The 18,657-nt window shown below is 56.6% G+C and carries 20 protein-coding genes; 14 read left to right on the top strand and 6 right to left on the bottom strand.

Annotation, left to right across the window (positions count from 1 at the left end; translation table 11 throughout):
• Window positions 1-103: 103 nt before the first annotated feature.
• The 4 genes from L2W48_RS05510 to L2W48_RS05495 form a co-directional block, all read right to left on the bottom strand.
• Window positions 104-1,414, bottom strand: a complete 1,311-nt coding sequence (locus tag L2W48_RS05510) for a glycine/betaine/sarcosine/D-proline family reductase selenoprotein B (RefSeq protein ID WP_499776491.1) — start codon at window positions 1,412-1,414, stop codon at window positions 104-106.
• A gap of 18 nt (window positions 1,415-1,432) precedes the next feature.
• Complete coding sequence (locus L2W48_RS05505; protein WP_236098515.1) at window positions 1,433-2,746, bottom strand: glycine/sarcosine/betaine reductase component B subunit; 1,314 nt, start codon at window positions 2,744-2,746, stop codon at window positions 1,433-1,435.
• Window positions 2,747-2,998: 252 nt separating this feature from the next.
• Entirely contained in the window at window positions 2,999-3,646 is a 648-nt protein-coding gene (locus tag L2W48_RS05500; protein ID WP_236098517.1) for a response regulator, read from the bottom strand.
• On the bottom strand, window positions 3,624-4,727 hold the full coding sequence (locus L2W48_RS05495; RefSeq protein WP_236098519.1) for a PAS domain-containing sensor histidine kinase: 1,104 nt from the start codon (window positions 4,725-4,727) through the stop codon (window positions 3,624-3,626). The genes L2W48_RS05500 and L2W48_RS05495 overlap by 23 nt, the downstream gene beginning before the upstream one ends.
• Window positions 4,728-4,830: 103 nt before the next feature.
• Between L2W48_RS05495 and thrC the strand changes: the two genes are divergently transcribed.
• The gene (thrC, locus tag L2W48_RS05490; RefSeq protein ID WP_236098521.1) at window positions 4,831-6,027 is read left to right on the top strand and encodes a threonine synthase; all 1,197 of its coding nucleotides are present in this window, start codon (window positions 4,831-4,833) and stop codon (window positions 6,025-6,027) included.
• A 63-nt stretch (window positions 6,028-6,090) separates the two neighbouring features.
• Here thrC and L2W48_RS05485 read toward each other — a convergent pair whose 3' ends face one another.
• Both L2W48_RS05485 and yedE read right to left on the bottom strand, forming a co-directional pair.
• Complete coding sequence (locus tag L2W48_RS05485; RefSeq protein WP_236098522.1) at window positions 6,091-6,312, bottom strand: sulfurtransferase TusA family protein; 222 nt, start codon at window positions 6,310-6,312, stop codon at window positions 6,091-6,093.
• A 14-nt stretch (window positions 6,313-6,326) separates the two neighbouring features.
• The gene (yedE, locus tag L2W48_RS05480) at window positions 6,327-7,418 is read right to left on the bottom strand and encodes a YedE family putative selenium transporter (RefSeq protein ID WP_236098524.1); all 1,092 of its coding nucleotides are present in this window, start codon (window positions 7,416-7,418) and stop codon (window positions 6,327-6,329) included.
• A 257-nt stretch (window positions 7,419-7,675) separates the two neighbouring features.
• Here yedE and L2W48_RS05475 point away from each other — a divergent pair, with 257 nt between their 5' ends.
• The 13 genes from L2W48_RS05475 to L2W48_RS05415 all read left to right on the top strand — a co-directional run bounded on the left by L2W48_RS05475 (window position 7,676) and on the right by L2W48_RS05415 (window position 18,651).
• Window positions 7,676-7,861 carry a putative Se/S carrier protein gene (locus L2W48_RS05475; RefSeq protein ID WP_407928672.1) on the top strand — a complete coding sequence of 62 codons (186 nt, stop codon included), beginning with the start codon at window positions 7,676-7,678 and terminating at the stop codon, window positions 7,859-7,861.
• A gap of 18 nt (window positions 7,862-7,879) precedes the next feature.
• Window positions 7,880-8,071, top strand: coding sequence for a hypothetical protein (locus L2W48_RS05470; RefSeq protein ID WP_005658615.1), 192 nt, complete (start codon window positions 7,880-7,882; stop codon window positions 8,069-8,071).
• Window positions 8,071-8,481 carry a translation initiation factor gene (locus L2W48_RS05465; RefSeq protein WP_236098526.1) on the top strand — a complete coding sequence of 137 codons (411 nt, stop codon included), beginning with the start codon at window positions 8,071-8,073 and terminating at the stop codon, window positions 8,479-8,481. Before L2W48_RS05470 ends, L2W48_RS05465 begins: the two co-directional genes overlap by 1 nt.
• Window positions 8,482-8,510: 29 nt before the next feature.
• Entirely contained in the window at window positions 8,511-10,418 is a 1,908-nt protein-coding gene (locus L2W48_RS05460; protein WP_236098527.1) for a transketolase, read from the top strand.
• A gap of 1 nt (window position 10,419) precedes the next feature.
• On the top strand, window positions 10,420-11,226 hold the full coding sequence (locus L2W48_RS05455) for a tRNA (adenine-N1)-methyltransferase (protein WP_236098528.1): 807 nt from the start codon (window positions 10,420-10,422) through the stop codon (window positions 11,224-11,226).
• Window positions 11,213-11,773, top strand: a complete 561-nt coding sequence (locus L2W48_RS05450; protein WP_236098530.1) for an epoxyqueuosine reductase QueH — start codon at window positions 11,213-11,215, stop codon at window positions 11,771-11,773. Before L2W48_RS05455 ends, L2W48_RS05450 begins: the two co-directional genes overlap by 14 nt.
• Entirely contained in the window at window positions 11,766-12,758 is a 993-nt protein-coding gene (locus L2W48_RS05445; RefSeq protein ID WP_236098531.1) for an AIR synthase related protein, read from the top strand. The genes L2W48_RS05450 and L2W48_RS05445 overlap by 8 nt, the downstream gene beginning before the upstream one ends.
• Window positions 12,759-13,874, top strand: a complete 1,116-nt coding sequence (locus L2W48_RS05440; protein ID WP_236098534.1) for a M24 family metallopeptidase — start codon at window positions 12,759-12,761, stop codon at window positions 13,872-13,874.
• Between the two features lie 87 nt (window positions 13,875-13,961).
• Window positions 13,962-14,120, top strand: a complete 159-nt coding sequence (gene rd, locus L2W48_RS05435; protein WP_005658603.1) for a rubredoxin — start codon at window positions 13,962-13,964, stop codon at window positions 14,118-14,120.
• A gap of 188 nt (window positions 14,121-14,308) precedes the next feature.
• Window positions 14,309-15,070: a transporter substrate-binding domain-containing protein gene (locus tag L2W48_RS05430; RefSeq protein ID WP_236098536.1), complete on the top strand. Its 762-nt coding sequence runs from the start codon at window positions 14,309-14,311 to the stop codon at window positions 15,068-15,070.
• A 137-nt stretch (window positions 15,071-15,207) separates the two neighbouring features.
• Complete coding sequence (gene miaB, locus L2W48_RS05425; RefSeq protein ID WP_236098538.1) at window positions 15,208-16,536, top strand: tRNA (N6-isopentenyl adenosine(37)-C2)-methylthiotransferase MiaB; 1,329 nt, start codon at window positions 15,208-15,210, stop codon at window positions 16,534-16,536.
• A gap of 18 nt (window positions 16,537-16,554) precedes the next feature.
• Window positions 16,555-17,238 (top strand): ComEA family DNA-binding protein, encoded by a 684-nt coding sequence (locus L2W48_RS05420; protein ID WP_236098539.1) that lies wholly within the window; start codon window positions 16,555-16,557, stop codon window positions 17,236-17,238.
• Window positions 17,239-18,651: a ComEC/Rec2 family competence protein gene (locus L2W48_RS05415; RefSeq protein ID WP_236098541.1), complete on the top strand. Its 1,413-nt coding sequence runs from the start codon at window positions 17,239-17,241 to the stop codon at window positions 18,649-18,651.
• Window positions 18,652-18,657 lie beyond the last annotated feature (6 nt).

Genomic DNA, 18,657 nt, shown 5'->3' with positions numbered 1-18,657 from the left:
TCTCTCTACTCCTTCCGTTTTTTGTTAAAAATCCCCTCGCGACACGGAGCGAGGCAAAAGGGAGAGGGATAAGGCTCCTCCCTCTCCCGGAAGGGGGGCTTCGTCAGAGTTTAGTCGGGTAGACCTTGGGTTCCTGGATCTCGTCGGTGAGAGAGTCCAGAGCGATGCCGACCCTGTGTTTCCTCAGGGCCCATTCGTCCTCGGGGCTCATCTCCGGGTCCCCGAGGGGGTAGGGGACCGACACTGTCTGTACCATTCTGTTGGATCCCACGGTCTTGGCCACGTCGATTAAGTTGCACATGACTACGACCGGGATTCCGGAGCGCTCTATCTCTTTTCCCATCGTTGCACCGCAACGAGTACAGGTGCCTCAGGTGGAGGTCAGGACCACCGCATCGACCCCGGCATCCTTAAGCTCCTGGGCGATCTCCTTGCCGAACTTGGCGGCGTAGGCCTGGGTTGTTCCCGTTCCTACAGTTACGTAATAGTGGTCGAACAGCTTGCCGAATTTACCCTCGCTCTCCCAGTGTCTCATGGCGTCGACCGGGACACCACGGTCGGGGACGGCGCACATGGCGGCGGGGTCGAATCCGGCGTGGATGGTCTTGAACACTCCTTCTGGGAGTTTATCCAGCTTGGATATGTCGTATTTTCCCCACTTGGTGGCGGATGCCGACTGTATCCGATCGGGGTTCTCCACCGGGACGACTCCGCTGGAGGACACCAGGGCGATGGTCGCCTTGCTCAGGTCCTTGAGAGGCGTTGCCGGAGGAATCTTGTCCATCTTGGGGATAACCAGTTCGCTGGTGAAGCTTTCCCCTCCGAGTTTCTTGATGAGCATGTCCACCACTCGGTCAGAGGCCAACCTGCCCTCCGGATGGGGCATCTCGAAACGGACTCCTCTGGGGAAGTAGCCTTCCTCCGAAGCGGGCTTGAGAGATTCTCCTTTAGCTATCTTCTCAGCGAAAGTGGCCATCTTCTCCATGTCTTCCTTCATGAAGGTGGCCTTTCTGCCGCCATGGAAGACGTAGGCATCAGACTTGAACTGCTCGACTCCGGGGTTCTCCTCGTTCATAGAGGTTATGACCGGTACGTCGAATTTCTCCTTGACAGCCTTGCATACCAGGCCACAGCCTACTCCGTATCTTCCAGCCATGAAGGCAGGTCCGGCGAAGAACATGTCGAACTCCTGCTTCTCGAGCCACGACATGATCTCTCCGAGGGCCTCGTCGGTGTGTCCGGTCACGTAGTTGTCGCCGCAGACGATCGTATGGGTTACCTCTACGTCTGGCATCATCTGGTTCAGCATGTTGGAGCATCCTACCAGCTCGGAATGGAAGCTGGGTTTGGAGTCGGCGGCTTCCTCGCCTCCGACCTGACCGAAAAACTGGTTTATGTAGTGAATTGCTTTCAGCGCCATCTTCTTCACCCCTTAAAATTCAGCGCAGGTTTTTCTGGAAAAGCCGCTGATATGGTTGCAGCAGAACATACCGTTGTTCTCCATGGTGGCCGAGCCGTCGGGTTTTACACAGCCCTCCCAGCCTCCGGAGTTCCCGTCTCTGGCAAGAGCCTCGAGCTCACCTATGACTTCCATGGGCTCGAGCTCGTAGACCTGGGAGACGTTGCCGGTGGAGACCAAAGCGTCGGTCATGGGATTCATCGATACCAAAGGCTGAGATCCGCCGTCTCTGCCGGTGGCCTCGTCGGAGATACCGACGGTCTTGACCCCTATCTTCTCCAGTTCGACCAAGGCGGCGGTGTAGTCGACGTCGGGGTTGCCGTAGCCTTCCTCGGCTACTATGGCTCCGGTGGCTCCCAGGTTGTGGGCCATCTGAGCGATCATCTTGGCGCAACGGTCTTTCTCGTTCATTTTGACGTTGAGGTTCGCCATTATTACTCCGAGGAAGTTGATCGTCTTGCCGTGTTCGGCCATAAGCCTCTTGACCACCGGGTTTACCCCGAATTCATAGGTCGAGATCTTGGAGGAGGTGGGCATGAAGCTGCCGGATATCATGCAACCGTCCAGAAGCTCATTGGGATGCATGAATGTGGGCAGCATGTGGTTGCCGTCCCAGCCGTAGATGAGGGTGTTGTATCCCATGGCCTCCATCTGAGTCTGAGGCTGAAGGACGTAGACGACTCCGGGAAGGGAATCGACCTCGGCGGTCCTGTCCGTCACGGCCGGAAGGTCGAAAACCTCGATGTCCTCGGGATCCATCTCCTTGACGCACTGACCGATGTACTCGGCGAGCTTCATCCCCCCCCAACGGAGGGCCTTGTTTTTCTTCTGCTGTTCGAACCTCTCGAAATCCTCGTTGGTGTCCGCTACTAGGACGAGGTTGACCATGTCTCCGAAGATGGTCTGATCCTGGTATTTCCCGCCCATGTCGATAACGCCGTCCTGGAATCCGCCCATATGCTCTCCTACTACTATGAGGCTGCATCCCTTGAGGGCGTGGGTCCTGCCGTGGCCTGCCTGGCCCATGGGAGAGGTCACCCCGGGGAATATGCCCTGGCTCTTCCCGGAGACCTTGCATCTCATCTCGATGGCCTCCTTGACGGGGCAGAGTCGCACCATCTCTCCGGGCTTGACTACCCTGAGATCCGCGGTGGTGATCCCCGGTTCCTCCTCCTTCACGTAGCTCAACAGCTCCTCCTTGTCGACGGTGAGAACTCCGTCGGCGTAGGAGGTGCGGTCTCCGAAGACGATGTCTTTCACGTGGAAATTACCCATCTCAAGTCTCATTGACGTGACTCTCCTTTTCCTCGGTCTTCTGCAGGATCTCTACGATGTCCTTCCTGTCAGAGCCTCCTCAAACCACTTTAGAGCGGTTCGTTATAGCTACTAAAAGTTATGTCTTTAACTATCGTAACGTCGTTACGGTTATAATTATGATCTAGATTTCACGTCTGGACTATCGAGGTATCCGTGAATCACAGGTAACGAAAAACGTGAGCCTCCGATCACGTTTTTCGTGGTCGGAGGCTCACGTAGGTGTCATCCCAGGTCTATGAGGCCTTCTCTTATGGCGAATCGGGTCAGTTCGGCTATGTTTCCACAGTCCAGCTTTTCCATTATCCTTCTCCTGTGGGTGTCCACAGTGTTTTTGCTGATGTGTAGGGAGGAAGCCACCTCCTTGGTGCTGGATCCCTTAGCCAGAAGCGAAAGCACCTCTCTTTCCCTGTCGGACAGCAGCGAGGCCTGTGACGGAATCGCCGTGTCCAGCAACTTGAGATAGTCTTTTATCAGTATGGAAGCTATCTTTGGGCTCAGGTAGGTCTCTCCGGAGGATACTATGTGTATGGCCCTTATCAGCTCCTCCGAGCTTCCCTCTTTGAGAGCGTATCCCGATGCTCCCGCCTTGAGTATCTCCGCTATTAGCCTTTTGTCTGCGTGCATTGAGAGGGCCAGTATCTTGACGTCCTCCAAGGAGGATTTTATCCTCCTCGAGGCCTCTATGCCGTTCATCTTCGGCATGGTGACGTCCATCACTACCACGTCGGGATGGTGCTGTAGTGTGAGCTCCAGGGCCTCCTGTCCCGTCCTGGCCAGAGCCAGGACGTCCAGGTCGTCCTCTCTGGAGAGTATGTCCCTGACTCCCTCCAGAAACAGCTCGTGATCGTCAGCTATTATGAGCGGTATCAAGAGGTTCGCCTCTTTCTTCGTGAGACGGCATGTTCAGAGGTGCCGTCATAGCTACAGTGGCTCCTTTGCCCGGTTCGGAGATTATCTGTATCGATCCCCCTATGGGGTGAAGCCTCTCCCTGATGCTGAAGAGCCCGAACCCATCCAGCTTTCCCCATTTGAAGGTGAAGGGAGAGGGGAAGCCTATTCCGTCGTCCTCTACGACAACCTGTATCTTCCCCGGGCCTCTGTGGACCCTTATCGATACGTGGGATGCCTTGGCGTGTTTGATGACGTTGATGAGCAGTTCCCTGGTCATCTGATAGAGGAGGACGCATATCCTGTCGTCCGCCTGGTGTACGAGGTTCCCTCCTTGGAAGTCGTAGCTTATTCCCTGAGGGGCCAAGAGGTGTTCTGCCAGGGATTCCAGGGCTGGGTTGAGGCCGATATCGTAGAGGGTTGGCGGACTGACCTGGAATATCAGTTCCCTGCTCTGGGCTATTACCGTCTCCACCGATTCTATGGCGTCGTCGAGCTCCTCTTTGGAGCATCTCCTTTCCCTGAGGGACTGTAGCTTATGTAGTAAAGTTACCAGGGAGTGTCCTATGGAATCGTGTATCTGTCCGGCTATGGATCTCCTCGTCTTTTCCTCCGACAGGGTTAGCTGAGCTGCCAATTCACGGAGCTCCTCCCTGTAGTCCAGGAGTTCTTTTTGTTTTTCCCTCAGCTTTTCGTCCGATTTCTTCCATCTCGTACGGTCCAGGAATATCACCGATACCCGGTCCGGCAGAATCGGAAAGGCTATGGCTTCCAGGTACTTGCCTATGGAGGCGCAGTAACTCTCGCAGTGCACCGACCCCTCCGTATTGAGACATTCCATGATGATGTCGTGCCAGCAGGGTTCCACGTCGGGCCATACCTCCAGGAAAGTCCTTCCGACGATGTCCTCTTTCGGTGTCCCCATTACCTCTTCGTAGGCCGGATTTACATCGATGAATCGAACCTTCCCCGCCTCCACCTCGTAGAGGGAGATCGGGTCGAAGGTTCTCTCGAAAAATATCCTGTAGGATAGCTCATCCAGCCCTTTTTCCTGTCTTTTCATGCGGGTCTACATCCCCTTCCGGTATAATCATACGGGATTCTTCTCGATGTTACCATCCGAAAAGCCATGGCAATAGATACACAGCTTAGGAGGGACTTGGATTATGGGTGTTAGTTTGGTATGTACCGGATGTGGAGAGCAGGTCGACGACGAAAAAGCGCTTCGTTGTCCCGGTTGCGACGGTCCGCTGGAGCTGCCCGAGATCGTCGGGAGCAGACCGGGCCCTTGGGTTCCCGGCGAGACCCTGATAGAACGATACAAGGACTTTTTCCCTTTCGCAAACGGAAGGGCCGATCTATCCCTGGGAGAGGGTTTCACCCCCTTGGTAAAGCTCGACGGAATTGGAAAACGGCTAGGGCTTTCCGTCTTGTGGGGGAAAAACGAGGGGGCGAATCCGACCTGGTCCTTCAAGGACAGGGGAACCCTTGCAGGGGTTATACACGCATTGGAGTCGGGGTACAGCAGGATAGGCACGGTATCCACCGGCAATATGGCCGCCTCCGTGGCGGCATACGGAGCCAAGGCCGGACTGGAGACGGTTATCCTGGTCGGAAGAGGGCTTCCCAGGGAGAAGTTGGGGCCGATCGCCATGTACGGTGCCAGGCTCATAAAGGTGGATGGAGACTACGGCAGGCTCTATTACGAGAGCCTCAGGCTCGCCAAGGACAGAAATATAGCTTTCATCAACTCCGACGCCCCATTCAGGGTTGCCGGATCGAGGACCATCGCCTACGAGATATGCGAACAGTTGAACTTTACCGTGCCTGACTGGGTTTTGATACCGGTCAGCGCAGGAGGAAACTTCAGAGGGATAGCCAGGGGGTTCAGGGAATTTTTCCTATCTGGCCTGATAGACAAGGTGCCTAGGCTTATGGCGGTTCAGGCCGACGGCTGTTCTCCGGTCGTAAGGGCCTTCGAGGAAGGAAGTCCAAAGGTGGACAGGTTTGACTCTCCCCACACCGTGGCCCATGCCATAGAGAATCCTTTTCCTCCCAGCGGTAACGAGGTTCTTCGCCTCGTCAGAGAGAACGGATGGAGCTGCCGGGCGGTTTCGGAGGATTCCATACTGGAGGCCCAGAGGGAGCTGGCGATGGAGGGGTTGTTCGTTCAGCCTGCCTCGGCGGTCTCCCTGGCTGCCTTGAAGGATGCCGTCAGAGACGGCCTGGTCGAGTCGGGTCAGTCCGCAGCACTAGTGTTGACCGGGAGCGGCCTCAAATACACGGCGGTGTTCGGACAGCACGATCTAACCTGGGAGGAAAGCACCCTGGAAAACCTAGGGAACGCTTTGGACCGACGGTAACACGATCGGCGAGGACGGAAATCACACCTCCGTCCTCGCCGATCGTCCTTCTCTATCTTCCTTTTACTTACGGGAGAACGTGACCTTGTACTCTCCGTTTTGTTCCTCCCAGGATGCCGACCATCCCTTGCTCTTACCGAACCTCTCGACGTTGTTTCTGGCCGTCTCCGTGTCCACCAGGATGGACACCACGTCAGAGGATGCCTTGTCCAGGGCCTTTTTTGTCTCCAGGACAGGTTGAGGGCAGGAAAGCCCTCTGGCGTCTACCGTAGTCTCCGAAGCCATATCGCGATCCCTCCTCAGTCCAACTTCTGGCGCATCATGAAGCCGATCGCCAGACAGAATATCATCCCTACTATCCAAGCTCCCGGCGCGTAGGGGGTTATGCCTTTCGGGGAGCTGGCCAGGGAGAAGTTGTGGGCTATTCCCGCTCCGGCCACCATGCCCAGCACGAAGACCGCCGCGTCTCCGTCTCCCTCTCCACTCATGATGAGCTGTCTACCGGGGCAGCCTCCGGCGAGGGTGAAAGACAGACCGGCCAGAACCATCCCGAGGAAGTTCCAAAGGCCGTCGGTGTGAGCCACAGGTTGACCGGCGAAGCCCGGTTTGAACAGTCCCAGTGCGTAGTTAGTGGCGACCGCGGCGATCAAGAGGGCTATTATGCCGTTGAACAGGTGGGAGTCCTTCAGCATGAAAAGGTCTCGGACCGAACCGACCGTGCAGAACCGGCTTCTCTGGGCCAGCCACCCTATGGATAAACCCACGATAAGGGAGATTGCCCAGGGAGCGTACATAGATCCCGGGCCCTTGGCGGAGAAGAAGACGGGGCCTGAACCTTCCGCCCCGAATTTAGGTGCTATCAGGAGAAGAGCCAAAAGCCCCAGGGCCATCAGGGGCATCATCAGTCCCGAGCCTCTCTCTTCCGAGTGGCTTCTTCCCAGGCTGAACCCCCTCCAGAGGAAGAATATGCCTATTCCTATGCCTACGAAAAGACCGGCCAAGCCGAATATGGCGTTCCAGTCTCCTCCTGCCAGTCTGAGATAGCCTCTCCAGGGACATCCCAGGAAAATCAGGGCTCCTATCATGGCGAACATCCCCAGGAAGAACCGGACCACCGGAGACGAACCGGACCGAGGCCTGTATTCTCCGAAGGCCATGGCGGAGATGAAGGCTCCCAGTATTATTCCCATTATTTCCGGCCTGAGATACTGGACCACTCCGGCCCTATGGAGTCCCAGGGCGCCTGCTATATCCCTCTCGAAACAGGCCACGCATATTCCCATATTGCCTGGATTTCCCCAGTGGACCAACAGGGGAGCCAGAACCCCTACGGCGATTCCCGCTACTATAGGACCCATCCTGGACAACAGGATCCTGTCCAAACCTTTCATATCGACGAACACCTCTTCTTTCGACTTGAATTGTCCCTAGAAACGACACGGATAAAAGCTGAAACAAAATACTAAACGGCGGTATTAGAGGGGCTTTATTACCTCCTTTATAGAACTTATTCTTTGAAATTATAGATCAGGCGAGGGAATTGTTCAACCCGATCCTTGCCTACCTTCAGGGGTGGCGTTATCATGACCTGGATAAAGGTTGGGAGGTGTGTGTCATACGCTGTTTAGCCACTTTCGACGTTACCAGCATGGCTATAATGTTCGAGCGGCTTTTTCGTAAAAAGGGCCTCAACGTCAAGGTCGTTCCGGTGCCCAGAAGTCTTTCGTCGAGTTGTGGGTTGGCCTGCGAATATCCTTGCGAGGACGAGGAGGAAATACGATCCATATGTGACGATAGGGATATCGACGTTATCGGTTGGCATCGTCTGGACTGAAGGGATTGATAGATAGAGATGTTGGACAGAAGGTTGATAGAGGAGATGCGTAACACCGCCGGGGCAAGCGATCTGGAGGGAGCTCAGGTTGCCGCTGCGGTGTACGAAAGGATGTTGTCCATGGAGGAAGGCCAGTCCATGACGGTGCAGTTCGAGCCGGGAGAGGATTTTTCGATAAAATGTGTTCCCGGTGGCTATGATATAGGCTGATGGCCAGGGATAAGAAACGCAAAGTTCCCCTGGCGGAGGAGCTTCCCACAGGGGAGGATGCCTTTGCCGAGGCCGCTGCCTCTCTGGGATTCGACGTTCGTTTCGAGGATGATTCCCTTTCGAGCGATAAGGAGTTACCCAAAGAGGATTCTCCCTCCGACGTCTCGGATCTCCTAAGGGAGAGGAAAGCGGGGCTCAGAATAGAGAGAAAGGGTCGACGGGGAAAGACGGTGACCCTGGTTGAGGGACTGGGCTTGGACGATGTCTCTCTGAAGTCGGTGGCCAAGGAGCTGAGAAAAGCCCTGGGCTGCGGATCCTCAGTGGAGGATTCCGGGGTGGTGCTTCAGGGAGACAACCGAGAACGAGCCGGTCGTTGGCTATCGGACCGAGGCGTTCGGGTTAGAGTTTGACGCCGCTGCGTCGAGGAGGATTCATACGAATGGTAAAGTACGACTTGAACGACGTTAAATTGAACGAGATGGAGGAGGCCGCACGACGGTGTTCAGGGTTGGCGGTGTCCATGGTGGCCAGGGCCAAGAGCGGTCATCCGGCTGGATCCCTGTCGAGCATGAAGCTCTACCTGGCGGCCTACGATATGGCGGATTTGACCCCGGAAAACTGCGACGGAACCGACAGGGACTACGTGGTGATAAGCCACGGACATACCTCCCCGGCGGCCTACGCGGTGTTGGCTCATAACGGCTTCGTGGACCCCCTGGAGGCGGTCGCCGATTTCAGACGGTGCGGCAGCGCCTTTCAGGGACACGTGGAGAGGGCCATCCCGGGAATAGACTGGGGCAGCGGTAACCTCGGACAGGGACTCTCCGCCGGTGTCGGTTACGGATTGGCCCTTAAGAAGAGGGGACTCGACCGTCACGTTTACGTCCTCATGGGAGACGGAGAGCAGCCCAAGGGACAGATCGCCGAGGCCAGACGGATAGCTGTGGCCCACGGTATAAAGGACATAACCGTGCTTGTGGATATGAACGATATCCAGATATCCGGTAAGGTCGAGGACGTCATGCCGGTAAACGTCGAGGCTCTATGGAAGGCCGACGGTTGGGCAGTACTGGAGGCCGACGGTCACGACTTCCGTTCCATATATCGCGCTATGGAGGAGGCTCGGGGTATGGATGTTCCCGTGGTCATCCTGTGCAGTACCGTGATGGGAAAGGGAGTCTCCTTCATGGAGGACCGCCCGGACTACCACGGCAAAGCCGCCACCGGAGACCTGTACCGTCAGGCTATGGAGGAACTCGGCCAGCCCGATATCCTTGTCGAGGTCGCCTCTTTAGGCGATCGGGTCCACTATAGAGGAAGATCGTTGGAGATACCTGCCGTTTCGATCGATATCGGTTCTCCAAGGACCTATGGGGTAGAGGAAAAGGTGGATAACCGCTCCGGATTCGGTAACGCCCTGGCCGATCTGGGATCGCTTAACTGTGGTGTGGAGGGTAGGACTCCCATACTGGTATTCGACTGCGATCTGGCAGGGTCGGTCAAGACGGCCTCTTTCGCCAAGGCCTGTCCTGATGGCTTCATCCAGTGCGGAATACAGGAGCACTCTACCGCCACCGTGGCCGGGGCCGCAAGCTGCTGCGGAGTTATCCCCGTATGGGCCGATTTCGGGGTTTTCGGTCTTGCCGAGGCCTACAACCAGCAGAGGCTCAACGACATAAACCACGGCAACCTGAAGCTGGCACTGACCCATGTTGGACTGGACGTGGGAGAGGACGGCATGACCCATCAGTGCATAGACTACGTGTCTCTCCTGGCCAATACCTTCGGATGGAAGCTCGTGGTGCCCTCCGATCCCAATCAGGCGGATCGGGCAACCAGATGGGCCCTGGCCGATAGGGGCAACGTGTGTCTAGCCATGGGACGCAGCACTCTGCACCCCCTGTCGGATGGCAAGGGCAAGCCCTTCTTCGGAGGAGACGAGGCTTTCCGATACGGCGATGCCCACCTTCTGAGAGACGGCGGTGACTGTGCCGTTCTAGCCCTGGGAGCCATGGCTTCGAAGGCTATGGAGGCGGCGGATCGTCTGTCCGACAAGGGAATTGAGATCAAGGTCTATGCAGTGTCCTGTCCTCTTGAGGTGGACATGGACGCTCTGAAGGACGCCTGTTCCACCGGGAATGTGATAGCCCTGGAGGACCACTGTGCCAGGACCGGCATGGGCTCGATATGGTCCTCCGCAGCGGCCGAGGCCGGCCTGACAGGACGTTGGAGCTTCATGGGAGTCAAACGTTACGGAGACTCGGGGCCCAGTTCGGATGTTTACGAGGCAATGGGACTTTCCTCCGAAGGCCTGGTGGCCGAGGTGGAGAGACTCCTTCGGGGATAGGATGGCTAAACCCATAGAGGAGGGGGACTACGTCAGGCTCTGGGCCTCTAACAAAAAAGGAGACTCTTTTCTGATTCGTATCGCCAAAGGGGGATCCCTGGGGAGCAGGATGGGGGCCGTCCGCCACGACGACGTACTCGCCGCCGGTTTCGGAGGCGAGGTCCTCTCGACGAAGGGAGAGAGGTTCTTCGTCGTGAGGCCTACCGTCTCCGATTTCTGCCGAAAGATACACAGGGTCACTCAGGTGGTCTATCCGAAGGACGCCGGAGTTCTGCTGACCTCGTTGGACATCCGGCCCGGAGCCTCCGTGTTGGAATGTGGCTCCGGATCCGGAGGAATGACGGTATTTCTCGCCCATTTCGTGGGCCCAGGGGGCAGGGTCTACAGCTACGACGTCCGGGAGGATCATCAGAAGGTCGCCATGGATAACTGTAGACGCTGGGGGGTGGACGATCGGGTCCTCTTCAAGGTCGCCGACGTGGAGGAGACGGGATTCCAAGAGAGGGATCTGGACGCTCTGTTCCTTGACGTGCGTTGTCCCTGGAAGATCGTGGAGCCCGCCGTGTCTGCCCTGGCTCCTGGAGGTCGGCTTGCCGTCTTGGTTCCCACGGTCAATCAGGTCGAGATGGTGCTGGAAAGCCTTAGGGAGGCCGGATGTGCCGATCTGGTTGTTACCGAGACCTCTCAGAGAAACTGGAAGACCAATCCCAAGAGGCTTCGTCCGGAAGACTCCATGGTCGCTCATACCGGGTTCATGGTGTTCGCCTCCACCTTGAAGGAGGGGGTGGCTCCCGATGAGTACTGGTGATGCCAAAAGAATTCTTCTCCATATATGCTGCGGTCCGGACGCCACCGTTCCCTGGCCGGAGCTGGTCTTGGAGGGGTTCGACGTCACCGGCTTCTTCTACGGTGGCAACATCCATCCGGCAGGCGAATATACCCGAAGGTTAGAGGCGGTCGAGGCCGTTGCCAGGAGTAACTCCGGAAATCTGGCTCCCTGTCGGTATCTGACCGATCCCTGGTTCGAGGCGGTGAGAGGGCTGGAGGGTGAGCCTGAGGGGGGGCGGCGTTGTCCCGTCTGTTTCAGGGTTCAGCTAAGGGCGGCAGCCGAGGTGGCCTCTGGAATCGGCATCGATCGTCTGACCACCACTCTGACCATAAGCCCCCATAAGGATCCGGAACTTATAAACTCCATCGGCAGAGAAGAGGCGGATAGATTGGGCCTTATCTGGGAGGACCGGGTATGGCGCAAGAGAGACGGGTTCCTACGGTCCGTGAGAGAGAGCCGTCGTCTCGGGATCTATCGCCAGAATTACTGTGGCTGCATATACAGCATGAGGAATCGAGATGAGTAGCATGACCGATAGGAAATACCAGGTTGGAAAACTGCCTCCGGCGGAGCTGGAGAATCAGATATTAAGATACTGCGGAGCTCCCAGGCCTGAGGTCATAGTAGGCCCCGGCATCGGAGAGGACGCCGCCCTCATAGAGTGGCCCGAGGGAGCTCTTCTGACCGTATCCTCCGATCCCATAGTGGGGGCGGAGGAGGGAGCCGGTCGGTATCTGGTCCACGTAAACGCCAACGATATAGCCTGTAAGGGAGGGGATCCTGCCTATCTGGTGGTGACCTTAATAGTGCCGGTCTCGATGGGAAAGGCCTTCGCCGAGAAGACCATGGCGGAGATAGATCAGGTCTGCCGTGAGATAGGAGTGGCCGTGGTAGGTGGGCATACGGAGATGACCGATCGTTACGAAAAGCCGGTAGTGATGGGTACAATGATAGGGACCACCTCCTACCGTTACAGCTCTGCCGATCTCGCCCCGGGGGACGGCATAATCGCCACCAAGCACATAGGACTGGAGGGGATGGCCATACTGGCCAACGACAGGCCCGACCTGCTTTCCTTCATGTCCCGGGATGAGATCTCCTCGATTCGATCCTGGCTGGACGAAATATCGGTGGTGCCGGAGGCACGTAAGATCAGGCATCTGGCTAAATACATGCACGACCCCACCGAGGGCGGATTTCTGGGAGGGCTTTCGGAGCTGTCCAGACTCGGTCGTACCGGGGTGGATCTGTACAGGGAGAATCTGCCCTTGCACCCTTTGACCATCAGGGCTTCGGAGGAAATAGGTTTCGATCCCCTGAAGCTTATATCCTCCGGGGTCCTCCTTGTTGTAGTCTCCTACGAAGACGTGGAGGAGTCGCTCCGTATACTGGAATCCTGCGGTATAGCGGGGAGTCTGGTGGGCAGGATAACCGAGAAAAAGGGAAATTTGGAGATCTCCACGGAGGAAGAGCTGTGGAGAGTTTTAGGCATGGCCGGGAGGCGCATCTGAATGTCAAGTTTCGATCATCTGTGGAACAGAGTCGGCCGTCTTCGTAAGGAGATGGCCGTCAGGGGGCTGGACGGGGTCTTGCTTACCGACGTCGAAAGGTACGGATGGGAGAACGTGTTCTATCTCTCCGGTTTTAGAGGGAGCTCCGCGGCGGTTCTCATAACGGACGACGATGCCGTGCTGTCCACCGACAGTCGCTACGTGTCCCAGGCGGCGGAACAGACCCCCTTCAGGGTGCTGGTCCAGAGCAAGCAACAGACCATATTCGACATGATCGAGGAGATGCTTCGGAGACACTCGGTCCGTCGTTGCGGTTTCGAGGGAGAGACCCTGAGCTACGGAACCTATCGGAGACTGTCTGATTTTTCCGTTGTCTGGGAGGATACGGACGGAATGATCCCGGCCATCCGAAGGACCAAGGACGACCTGGAGATCTCCACGATAGTGAAGGCCTGTCGAATAGCGTCGGAGGCCTACGAGAGAGCTTTAAAGGATGTCTCTGTAGGTATGACCGAGCTGGAGTTCTCCAAATGTCTGGAAGGTCATATCGTGTCCTTAGGAGGCGAGGGAGGATGGCCCGATCACCGTTTCATAGTGGCCTCCGGGGTAAGAAGCGCCCTGCCTCACGGCACCGCGTCGGACAAGAAACTCTCCAAAGGAGAGTGGGTCACGGTCGATTTCGGAGCGGCCTACGGCGGTTATATGTCGGATCTCACCAGAAACTTTTCCCTTGGAGAGGTGTCCGATCCGGAGTTTCTCGAGATCCACTCGCTTCTGGAGGAGGCCCACAGAGCGGGAGCGGAGGCCATAGCCCCGGGGAAGACCGGCAGGGAGGTCGACTTTGTGGCTCGTTCCATGATAGAGAAGGCCGGTTACGGAGACTTCTTCGGTCACGGTCTGGGGCACGGCCTCGGGGTCGAGATACACGAGTCGCCTCGACTGTCTCCCAGGTCGGTTGAGATCCTATCTCCCGGAGATGTGGTGACGGTGGAGCCTGGGGTGTACATCCCTGAAAGAGGCGGTCTGAGACTGGAGGACGACTACCTCGTGACAGATGACGGTCATCGTCGTCTTTCCTGCGATCTATCTCAGGATTTCAGAATACTTTCTCTGTGAGATTTTGATCCGTCGTCTCGGTAGTGTATAATCCGGTTAGAGTACGTCCTAGGGGACGTAAGCCAATACAAAGGGGGATATATAGGGATGAAAAAATACGTTTGCACCGTTTGTGGCTGGGAATATGATCCTGCCGTAGGCGATCCCGACAGCGGAATCGCTCCGGGGACGGCGTTTGAGGACATCCCCGACGATTGGGTCTGTCCCGAATGCGGCGTCGGCAAGGATATGTTCGAGGAGGCCTAGATCCGGCCCTGAAATCGTTTGATGGCACATTATCTAGGAGGAGCCCTATGGGCTCCTCCGCTTTTTAGGTACGATTGTTCACATTTCCGTTCTGGACTTGACAGGATTTTATCGTGATCTATAATATCATGAGGTTTTTTAAGGTAGTTATGGATAAAGTGAAGTTCAAACCTTTGGAGGTGTAGATCATGAAAAAAGTATTGATCCTATGTATGGCAGTCCTGTCTCTCTTCGTTATGTCGTCGGCGGTTTTAGCCGCTTCAGTCATGGATAAGGACGTTATTTTGGTGGGAACCGAGTCGACCTTTAAGCCCTTCGAGTTCAGGAACGAGAAAAACCACATAGTCGGTTTCGATATCGACCTGATAAACACTATCGCGGATAAGATGGGCAAGAAGGTAGAGATAGTGGACATGGCTTTCGATGCCCTCATACCGTCTCTTCTCACCGGCAAGATAGACATGATAGCGGCCGGCATGAGCGCTACTCCCGAGAGGGCAAAGAGAGTGGCCTTCTCCGACGTGTACTACACGACCCCTGATGCCTTCACAGTGAAAGCGGACAGGACCGATATAGCCTCACTGGATGATCTAGACGGGAAGAAGGTCTCGGTGCAGCTTGGGACCATCCAGGACGCCTTCGTGTCGAAACGGAAGGGGCTCGAGGTGAAGAGATATCAGAAGACCGACGACGCTTTCAGAGAGGTCCTTCTAGGCAGGGTAGACGTCGCCTGCGTGGACGGTACTGTGACCAAGGAGAATCTGAAGAACAACAAGGATTACACCGACACGTTGAAGGTAGCCTTCTTTCATCCCATATCCCAGACCGGCATGGCTCTGGCCATGAGTCTGGAGGATCCGGAGCTGAAGAAGAACGTCAACGCAGCTCTCGGAGAGGTGCTTTCTGGTCCCGCTTTCCAGGAACTCAAGGATAAATGGGGTATAGAATAGGCTTTACGGACTTCAAATTCGACAGGTTCTAAAGGAGGGCTCTGGCCCTCCTTTTTTAGTGCTCGTTTTTGGGGTAATATACTCTGGCTGGGCGATGTCGGGGCGACAGTTTTCCGCCCGCAATTGGAGGAGATCTAGTGTTTGGTTTTTGCATAAAGGTATATGGGTGTCAGATGAACGTGTACGATGGGGACAAGATTAGGACCGCAATGATCCTCAAGGGATGGCGGGAGGTTCCCGAGATCGACGCCGATGTCGTGGTCTACGTGGGCTGCAGCATAAGGGAGAAGGCGGAGCACAAAATATGGAGCGAGATGGGAAGATACCGTCCCGCCTGGGAGGGCAAAAAATCCCCGATAGTGTGCCTCGTGGGATGTATGGCTCAAAACGTCGGAAGGGACATGATGAAGCGTTTCCCCTGGATAAGGATGATAGCCGGTCCCAGAAGCATCGGTTTCATCCCGGACGGATTGATCCGAGCGGTCTCCGGTGAGAGGGTGGACCTCCTGGACGCCGACGCCAGGGAGTTCAACGATCTCGACGTGGTTCCGATAAAACGGGACAACCCCTGGAAGGCCTATGTTACCATAGCTCACGGTTGCGATTATTTCTGCACTTACTGTATTGTTCCTTACGTCAGAGGACGTTTCATGTCCCGAGACAGCGGGGAGATACTGGAGGAAATACGTGCGTTGGTGGACGACGGCGTCAGGGAGATCTCCCTGTTGGGGCAGAACGTGGATACCTACGGTGCCGATTTCGACAGGCCCTACCGTTTTGCCGACCTCCTCAGGGACGTGGCCGAGACCGACGGCGTGGACCTTATAAGGTTCATGACCTCCTATCCCAAGGACTTGACCGCCGACGTGGTTTCCGTCATGGCCGAATATCCTAAAATATGTCCTGGGATAAACCTTCCCATACAGTCGGGAAGCGACAGGATTTTGAAGAGTATGAACAGACACTACTCTCTTGCCGAATACACCGAGACTGTGAGGATTATAAGGGAAGGATTGCCGGAGGTCGGCCTTACGTCGGATCTAATAGTCGGTTTCCCCGGAGAGACGGAGGAGGACTTTATGGCCTCGATGGAAGCGGTGAGACGATTCCGTTTCGACCTGGTCCATACCGCTGCCTATTCCCCCAGGGCTGGTACCCCGGCGGCGAAAATGGAGGATCAACTGCCGGAAGAGGAGAAGTTCCGGCGGCTTTCCGAGATAAATCGGCTCCAGTCGTCCATCGCCATGGAGATAAACGAGGCCACTGTGGGGCGACGTTACCGTATACTTATAGACGGCCCGGCACCCAAGGGTGATGGACTCGTGCAGGGAAGGACCATGACCGATAAGGTCGTCATATGTCCCGGAGAGGCTTCGTGGGCAGGCCGTTTCGCCGAGGTGGAGATAGTCAGGGCGGAGAACTGGTGTCTTCACGGCGAGATATCAGAGGTGGAGGGGCTATCATAGATTTCGGGAGGTCTTAATATGAAGGGGAAGAACCGGATTCTCCATATAGGATTGATCCTGTTGGGACTGGTGTGTTTCGGCTGCGCCGGGCTTATGATTCGCTCTTTTTCGGGACGCTGGGAAGGTATGTCCGAACCCACATCCAAGGCGGGGCCGGCCCTGTCCGTGAAGGAGGCTCCCAGGGTAGAGGACGAACCAGCTCCCAGGAAAGCCCCCGAGAGCTGGGTGGTCTACGTGACCGGGGCGGTCGAATCTCCCGGGGTCTATCACCTGCCCAGCGGTAGCAGGGTGTACCACCTGGTGGAGTCCGCCGGAGGAATGACCTCGGGGGCCGACGACGTTTCGGTCAACCTAGCCGCTCCACTGGTCGACGGTGCCCACGTACACGTCCCTCTTCGATCGAAGGCCGTGAGGGCTCCGATCGATACCGGCCGATCCGGAAGTCCGTCGTCGGTCACGGCTCTGTCCTATGCCGGATCTTCCACCGGTTCAGCTTCGACACGTTCCGGAGCGGTGAACCTCAACTCCGCTTCGTCGGAGGAATTGCAGACCCTTCCCGGAATAGGGCCTAAAACCGCCGCGGCAATCCTTTCCTACAGGGAAAAGATCGGTCCATTTCGTTCGGTGGATGAGCTAACCAAGGTAAAGGGCATAGGTCCTAAAAAGCTGGAGACCGTCAGGACTCTGGTCACGGTGCGTTAGATGGATCTTCTGGTGGAGGCTCCGGCCGTCCCAGTATTGCTGTCGCTTTGTCTGTCCCTCCCCTGGTCCTCAAGGCTCCCTCCTCTTGTCATGGGAGCGATAGCCGCCCTTTTCGCTCTGGGATCTCTGATGGTTCTGTCGGTTAAGTGGGAAAAAAGACGTTACGTCATGGCGGCCCTGGTGACGACGATATCCTTCGTCGTCGCCTTTTATTGTTCCGTAAGGCTGGATGGAAGTTCTCCATTCGGTCCTATAGACTCGACCGGTATCGTCGTGGCCGAGCGTAGCTGGGGCAGGGGCAGGGCCATGGTTATAGATACCTCGGAGGGGCGTTTCGTGGCCAAGGTCCCTGCGATCCGTTCCTCTCTCGAGGGAACCGAGCTGGCTCTGTCCGGGGAGGTTGTACCTCTGAGAGGGGCGAGAGATAAGGGAGGTTTCGACGAGAGGCTCTACTGGCTGGCCAGGGGAGTTTCGGGAGAGCTGATAGTCGGGAAGTCGGTAGACAGGGGCCGGACTTTCTCATTGGGGTCCCTGAGATCGAACCTCAGGAGACGGATACTTCTCAGGCTACCCCCTCTCACGAGAGGCTATCTCCTGGCGTCGTTGCTGGGAGGGAAGGACCCTGACCTGGAAAAGTCTCACAGGAGATGGGGAACAGCCCATCTCCTGGCGGTCTCCGGTTTTCACGTAGGAGTGGCGGCCGCTTTGGCCTGGGTGGCTTTCAGACGGCTTCGTCTGGCCTGGTTATTCGTCTCCGCCGTCGTGTGGCTCTATGTACTTCTGGCAGGAGGGGCGGCTAGCTCGGTCAGGGCTGCCCTGATGATACAGCTGGCGACCTTGGGGCCGGCGATCGGACGACCTTCCTCCGGGGTTAACTCGGTGGCTTTGGCCGCTATAGCGCTATTGGCCTGGCGTCCCTGGTGGTTCTGGGATCTGGGGTGGCGGCTGTCGGTCTCCTGTGCTCTGGTGGTGACGGCCATGGCGTCGATCAAGGGAGTCTCCACCTGGAAAAAGGCACTGGCTATGAGCCCTATCCTATGGGTCGTAACGGCTCCTATGATAGCGGGAGCCTTCGGATCGGTATCGGCCAATGGATTGCTCCTCAATCTCGTAGCTCTGCCTGTTTTCGCGGTGCTGCTTCCCCTGGCGGTGCTCTGCTCGCTTCCTGTCCTTCTCGGTCTTCCGGGAGGAGATATATTTACCCTGATTCCCGAGGGGGCCTTCGAGCTTTGGGCTCTGGGGGCGGACTCTATCCCCTTCGTGTCCGTAGGTTGGAATCCATGGTTTCCGGCTTTGGCCGTCGGGGTGGTGACGATAGTGATGATCCTTAGATTCAGAATACCTATCTACAGAGGCGGGGTCCTTTTGCTGGTCCTCGTCTCTCTCGAGAAGTTATTGATGGATTTTTTGTGAGAGGAG

This window comes from Dethiosulfovibrio russensis, from assembly GCF_021568855.1.
Taxonomy (GTDB): Bacteria; Synergistota; Synergistia; order Synergistales; family Dethiosulfovibrionaceae; genus Dethiosulfovibrio; species Dethiosulfovibrio russensis.
The sequence above is the reverse complement of the archived record's forward strand: the minus strand, read 5'-3'. Positions and strand labels throughout refer to the sequence as shown.

Bases quoted from the DNA above. Each gene is read 5' to 3' on its own strand.
- yedE (WP_236098524.1), bottom strand. From the start codon at position 7,418: ATGAAAGGTTTGGACAGGATCCTGTTGTCCAGGATGGGTCCTATAGTA.
- L2W48_RS05450 (WP_236098530.1), top strand. From the start codon at position 11,213: ATGAGTACTGGTGATGCCAAAAGAATTCTTCTCCATATATGCTGCGGT.
- L2W48_RS05415 (WP_236098541.1), top strand. From the start codon at position 17,239: ATGGATCTTCTGGTGGAGGCTCCGGCCGTCCCAGTATTGCTGTCGCTT.
- L2W48_RS05475 (WP_407928672.1), top strand. From the start codon at position 7,676: ATGGCTATAATGTTCGAGCGGCTTTTTCGTAAAAAGGGCCTCAACGTC.
- L2W48_RS05430 (WP_236098536.1), top strand. From the start codon at position 14,309: ATGAAAAAAGTATTGATCCTATGTATGGCAGTCCTGTCTCTCTTCGTT.
- L2W48_RS05485 (WP_236098522.1), bottom strand. From the start codon at position 6,312: ATGGCTTCGGAGACTACGGTAGACGCCAGAGGGCTTTCCTGCCCTCAA.
- L2W48_RS05465 (WP_236098526.1), top strand. From the start codon at position 8,071: ATGGCCAGGGATAAGAAACGCAAAGTTCCCCTGGCGGAGGAGCTTCCC.
- thrC (WP_236098521.1), top strand. From the start codon at position 4,831: ATGGGTGTTAGTTTGGTATGTACCGGATGTGGAGAGCAGGTCGACGAC.
- L2W48_RS05460 (WP_236098527.1), top strand. From the start codon at position 8,511: ATGGTAAAGTACGACTTGAACGACGTTAAATTGAACGAGATGGAGGAG.
- rd (WP_005658603.1), top strand. From the start codon at position 13,962: ATGAAAAAATACGTTTGCACCGTTTGTGGCTGGGAATATGATCCTGCC.
- L2W48_RS05505 (WP_236098515.1), bottom strand. From the start codon at position 2,746: ATGAGACTTGAGATGGGTAATTTCCACGTGAAAGACATCGTCTTCGGA.
- L2W48_RS05470 (WP_005658615.1), top strand. From the start codon at position 7,880: ATGTTGGACAGAAGGTTGATAGAGGAGATGCGTAACACCGCCGGGGCA.
- L2W48_RS05420 (WP_236098539.1), top strand. From the start codon at position 16,555: ATGAAGGGGAAGAACCGGATTCTCCATATAGGATTGATCCTGTTGGGA.
- L2W48_RS05440 (WP_236098534.1), top strand. From the start codon at position 12,759: ATGTCAAGTTTCGATCATCTGTGGAACAGAGTCGGCCGTCTTCGTAAG.
- L2W48_RS05445 (WP_236098531.1), top strand. From the start codon at position 11,766: ATGAGTAGCATGACCGATAGGAAATACCAGGTTGGAAAACTGCCTCCG.
- L2W48_RS05455 (WP_236098528.1), top strand. From the start codon at position 10,420: ATGGCTAAACCCATAGAGGAGGGGGACTACGTCAGGCTCTGGGCCTCT.
- L2W48_RS05495 (WP_236098519.1), bottom strand. From the start codon at position 4,727: ATGAAAAGACAGGAAAAAGGGCTGGATGAGCTATCCTACAGGATATTT.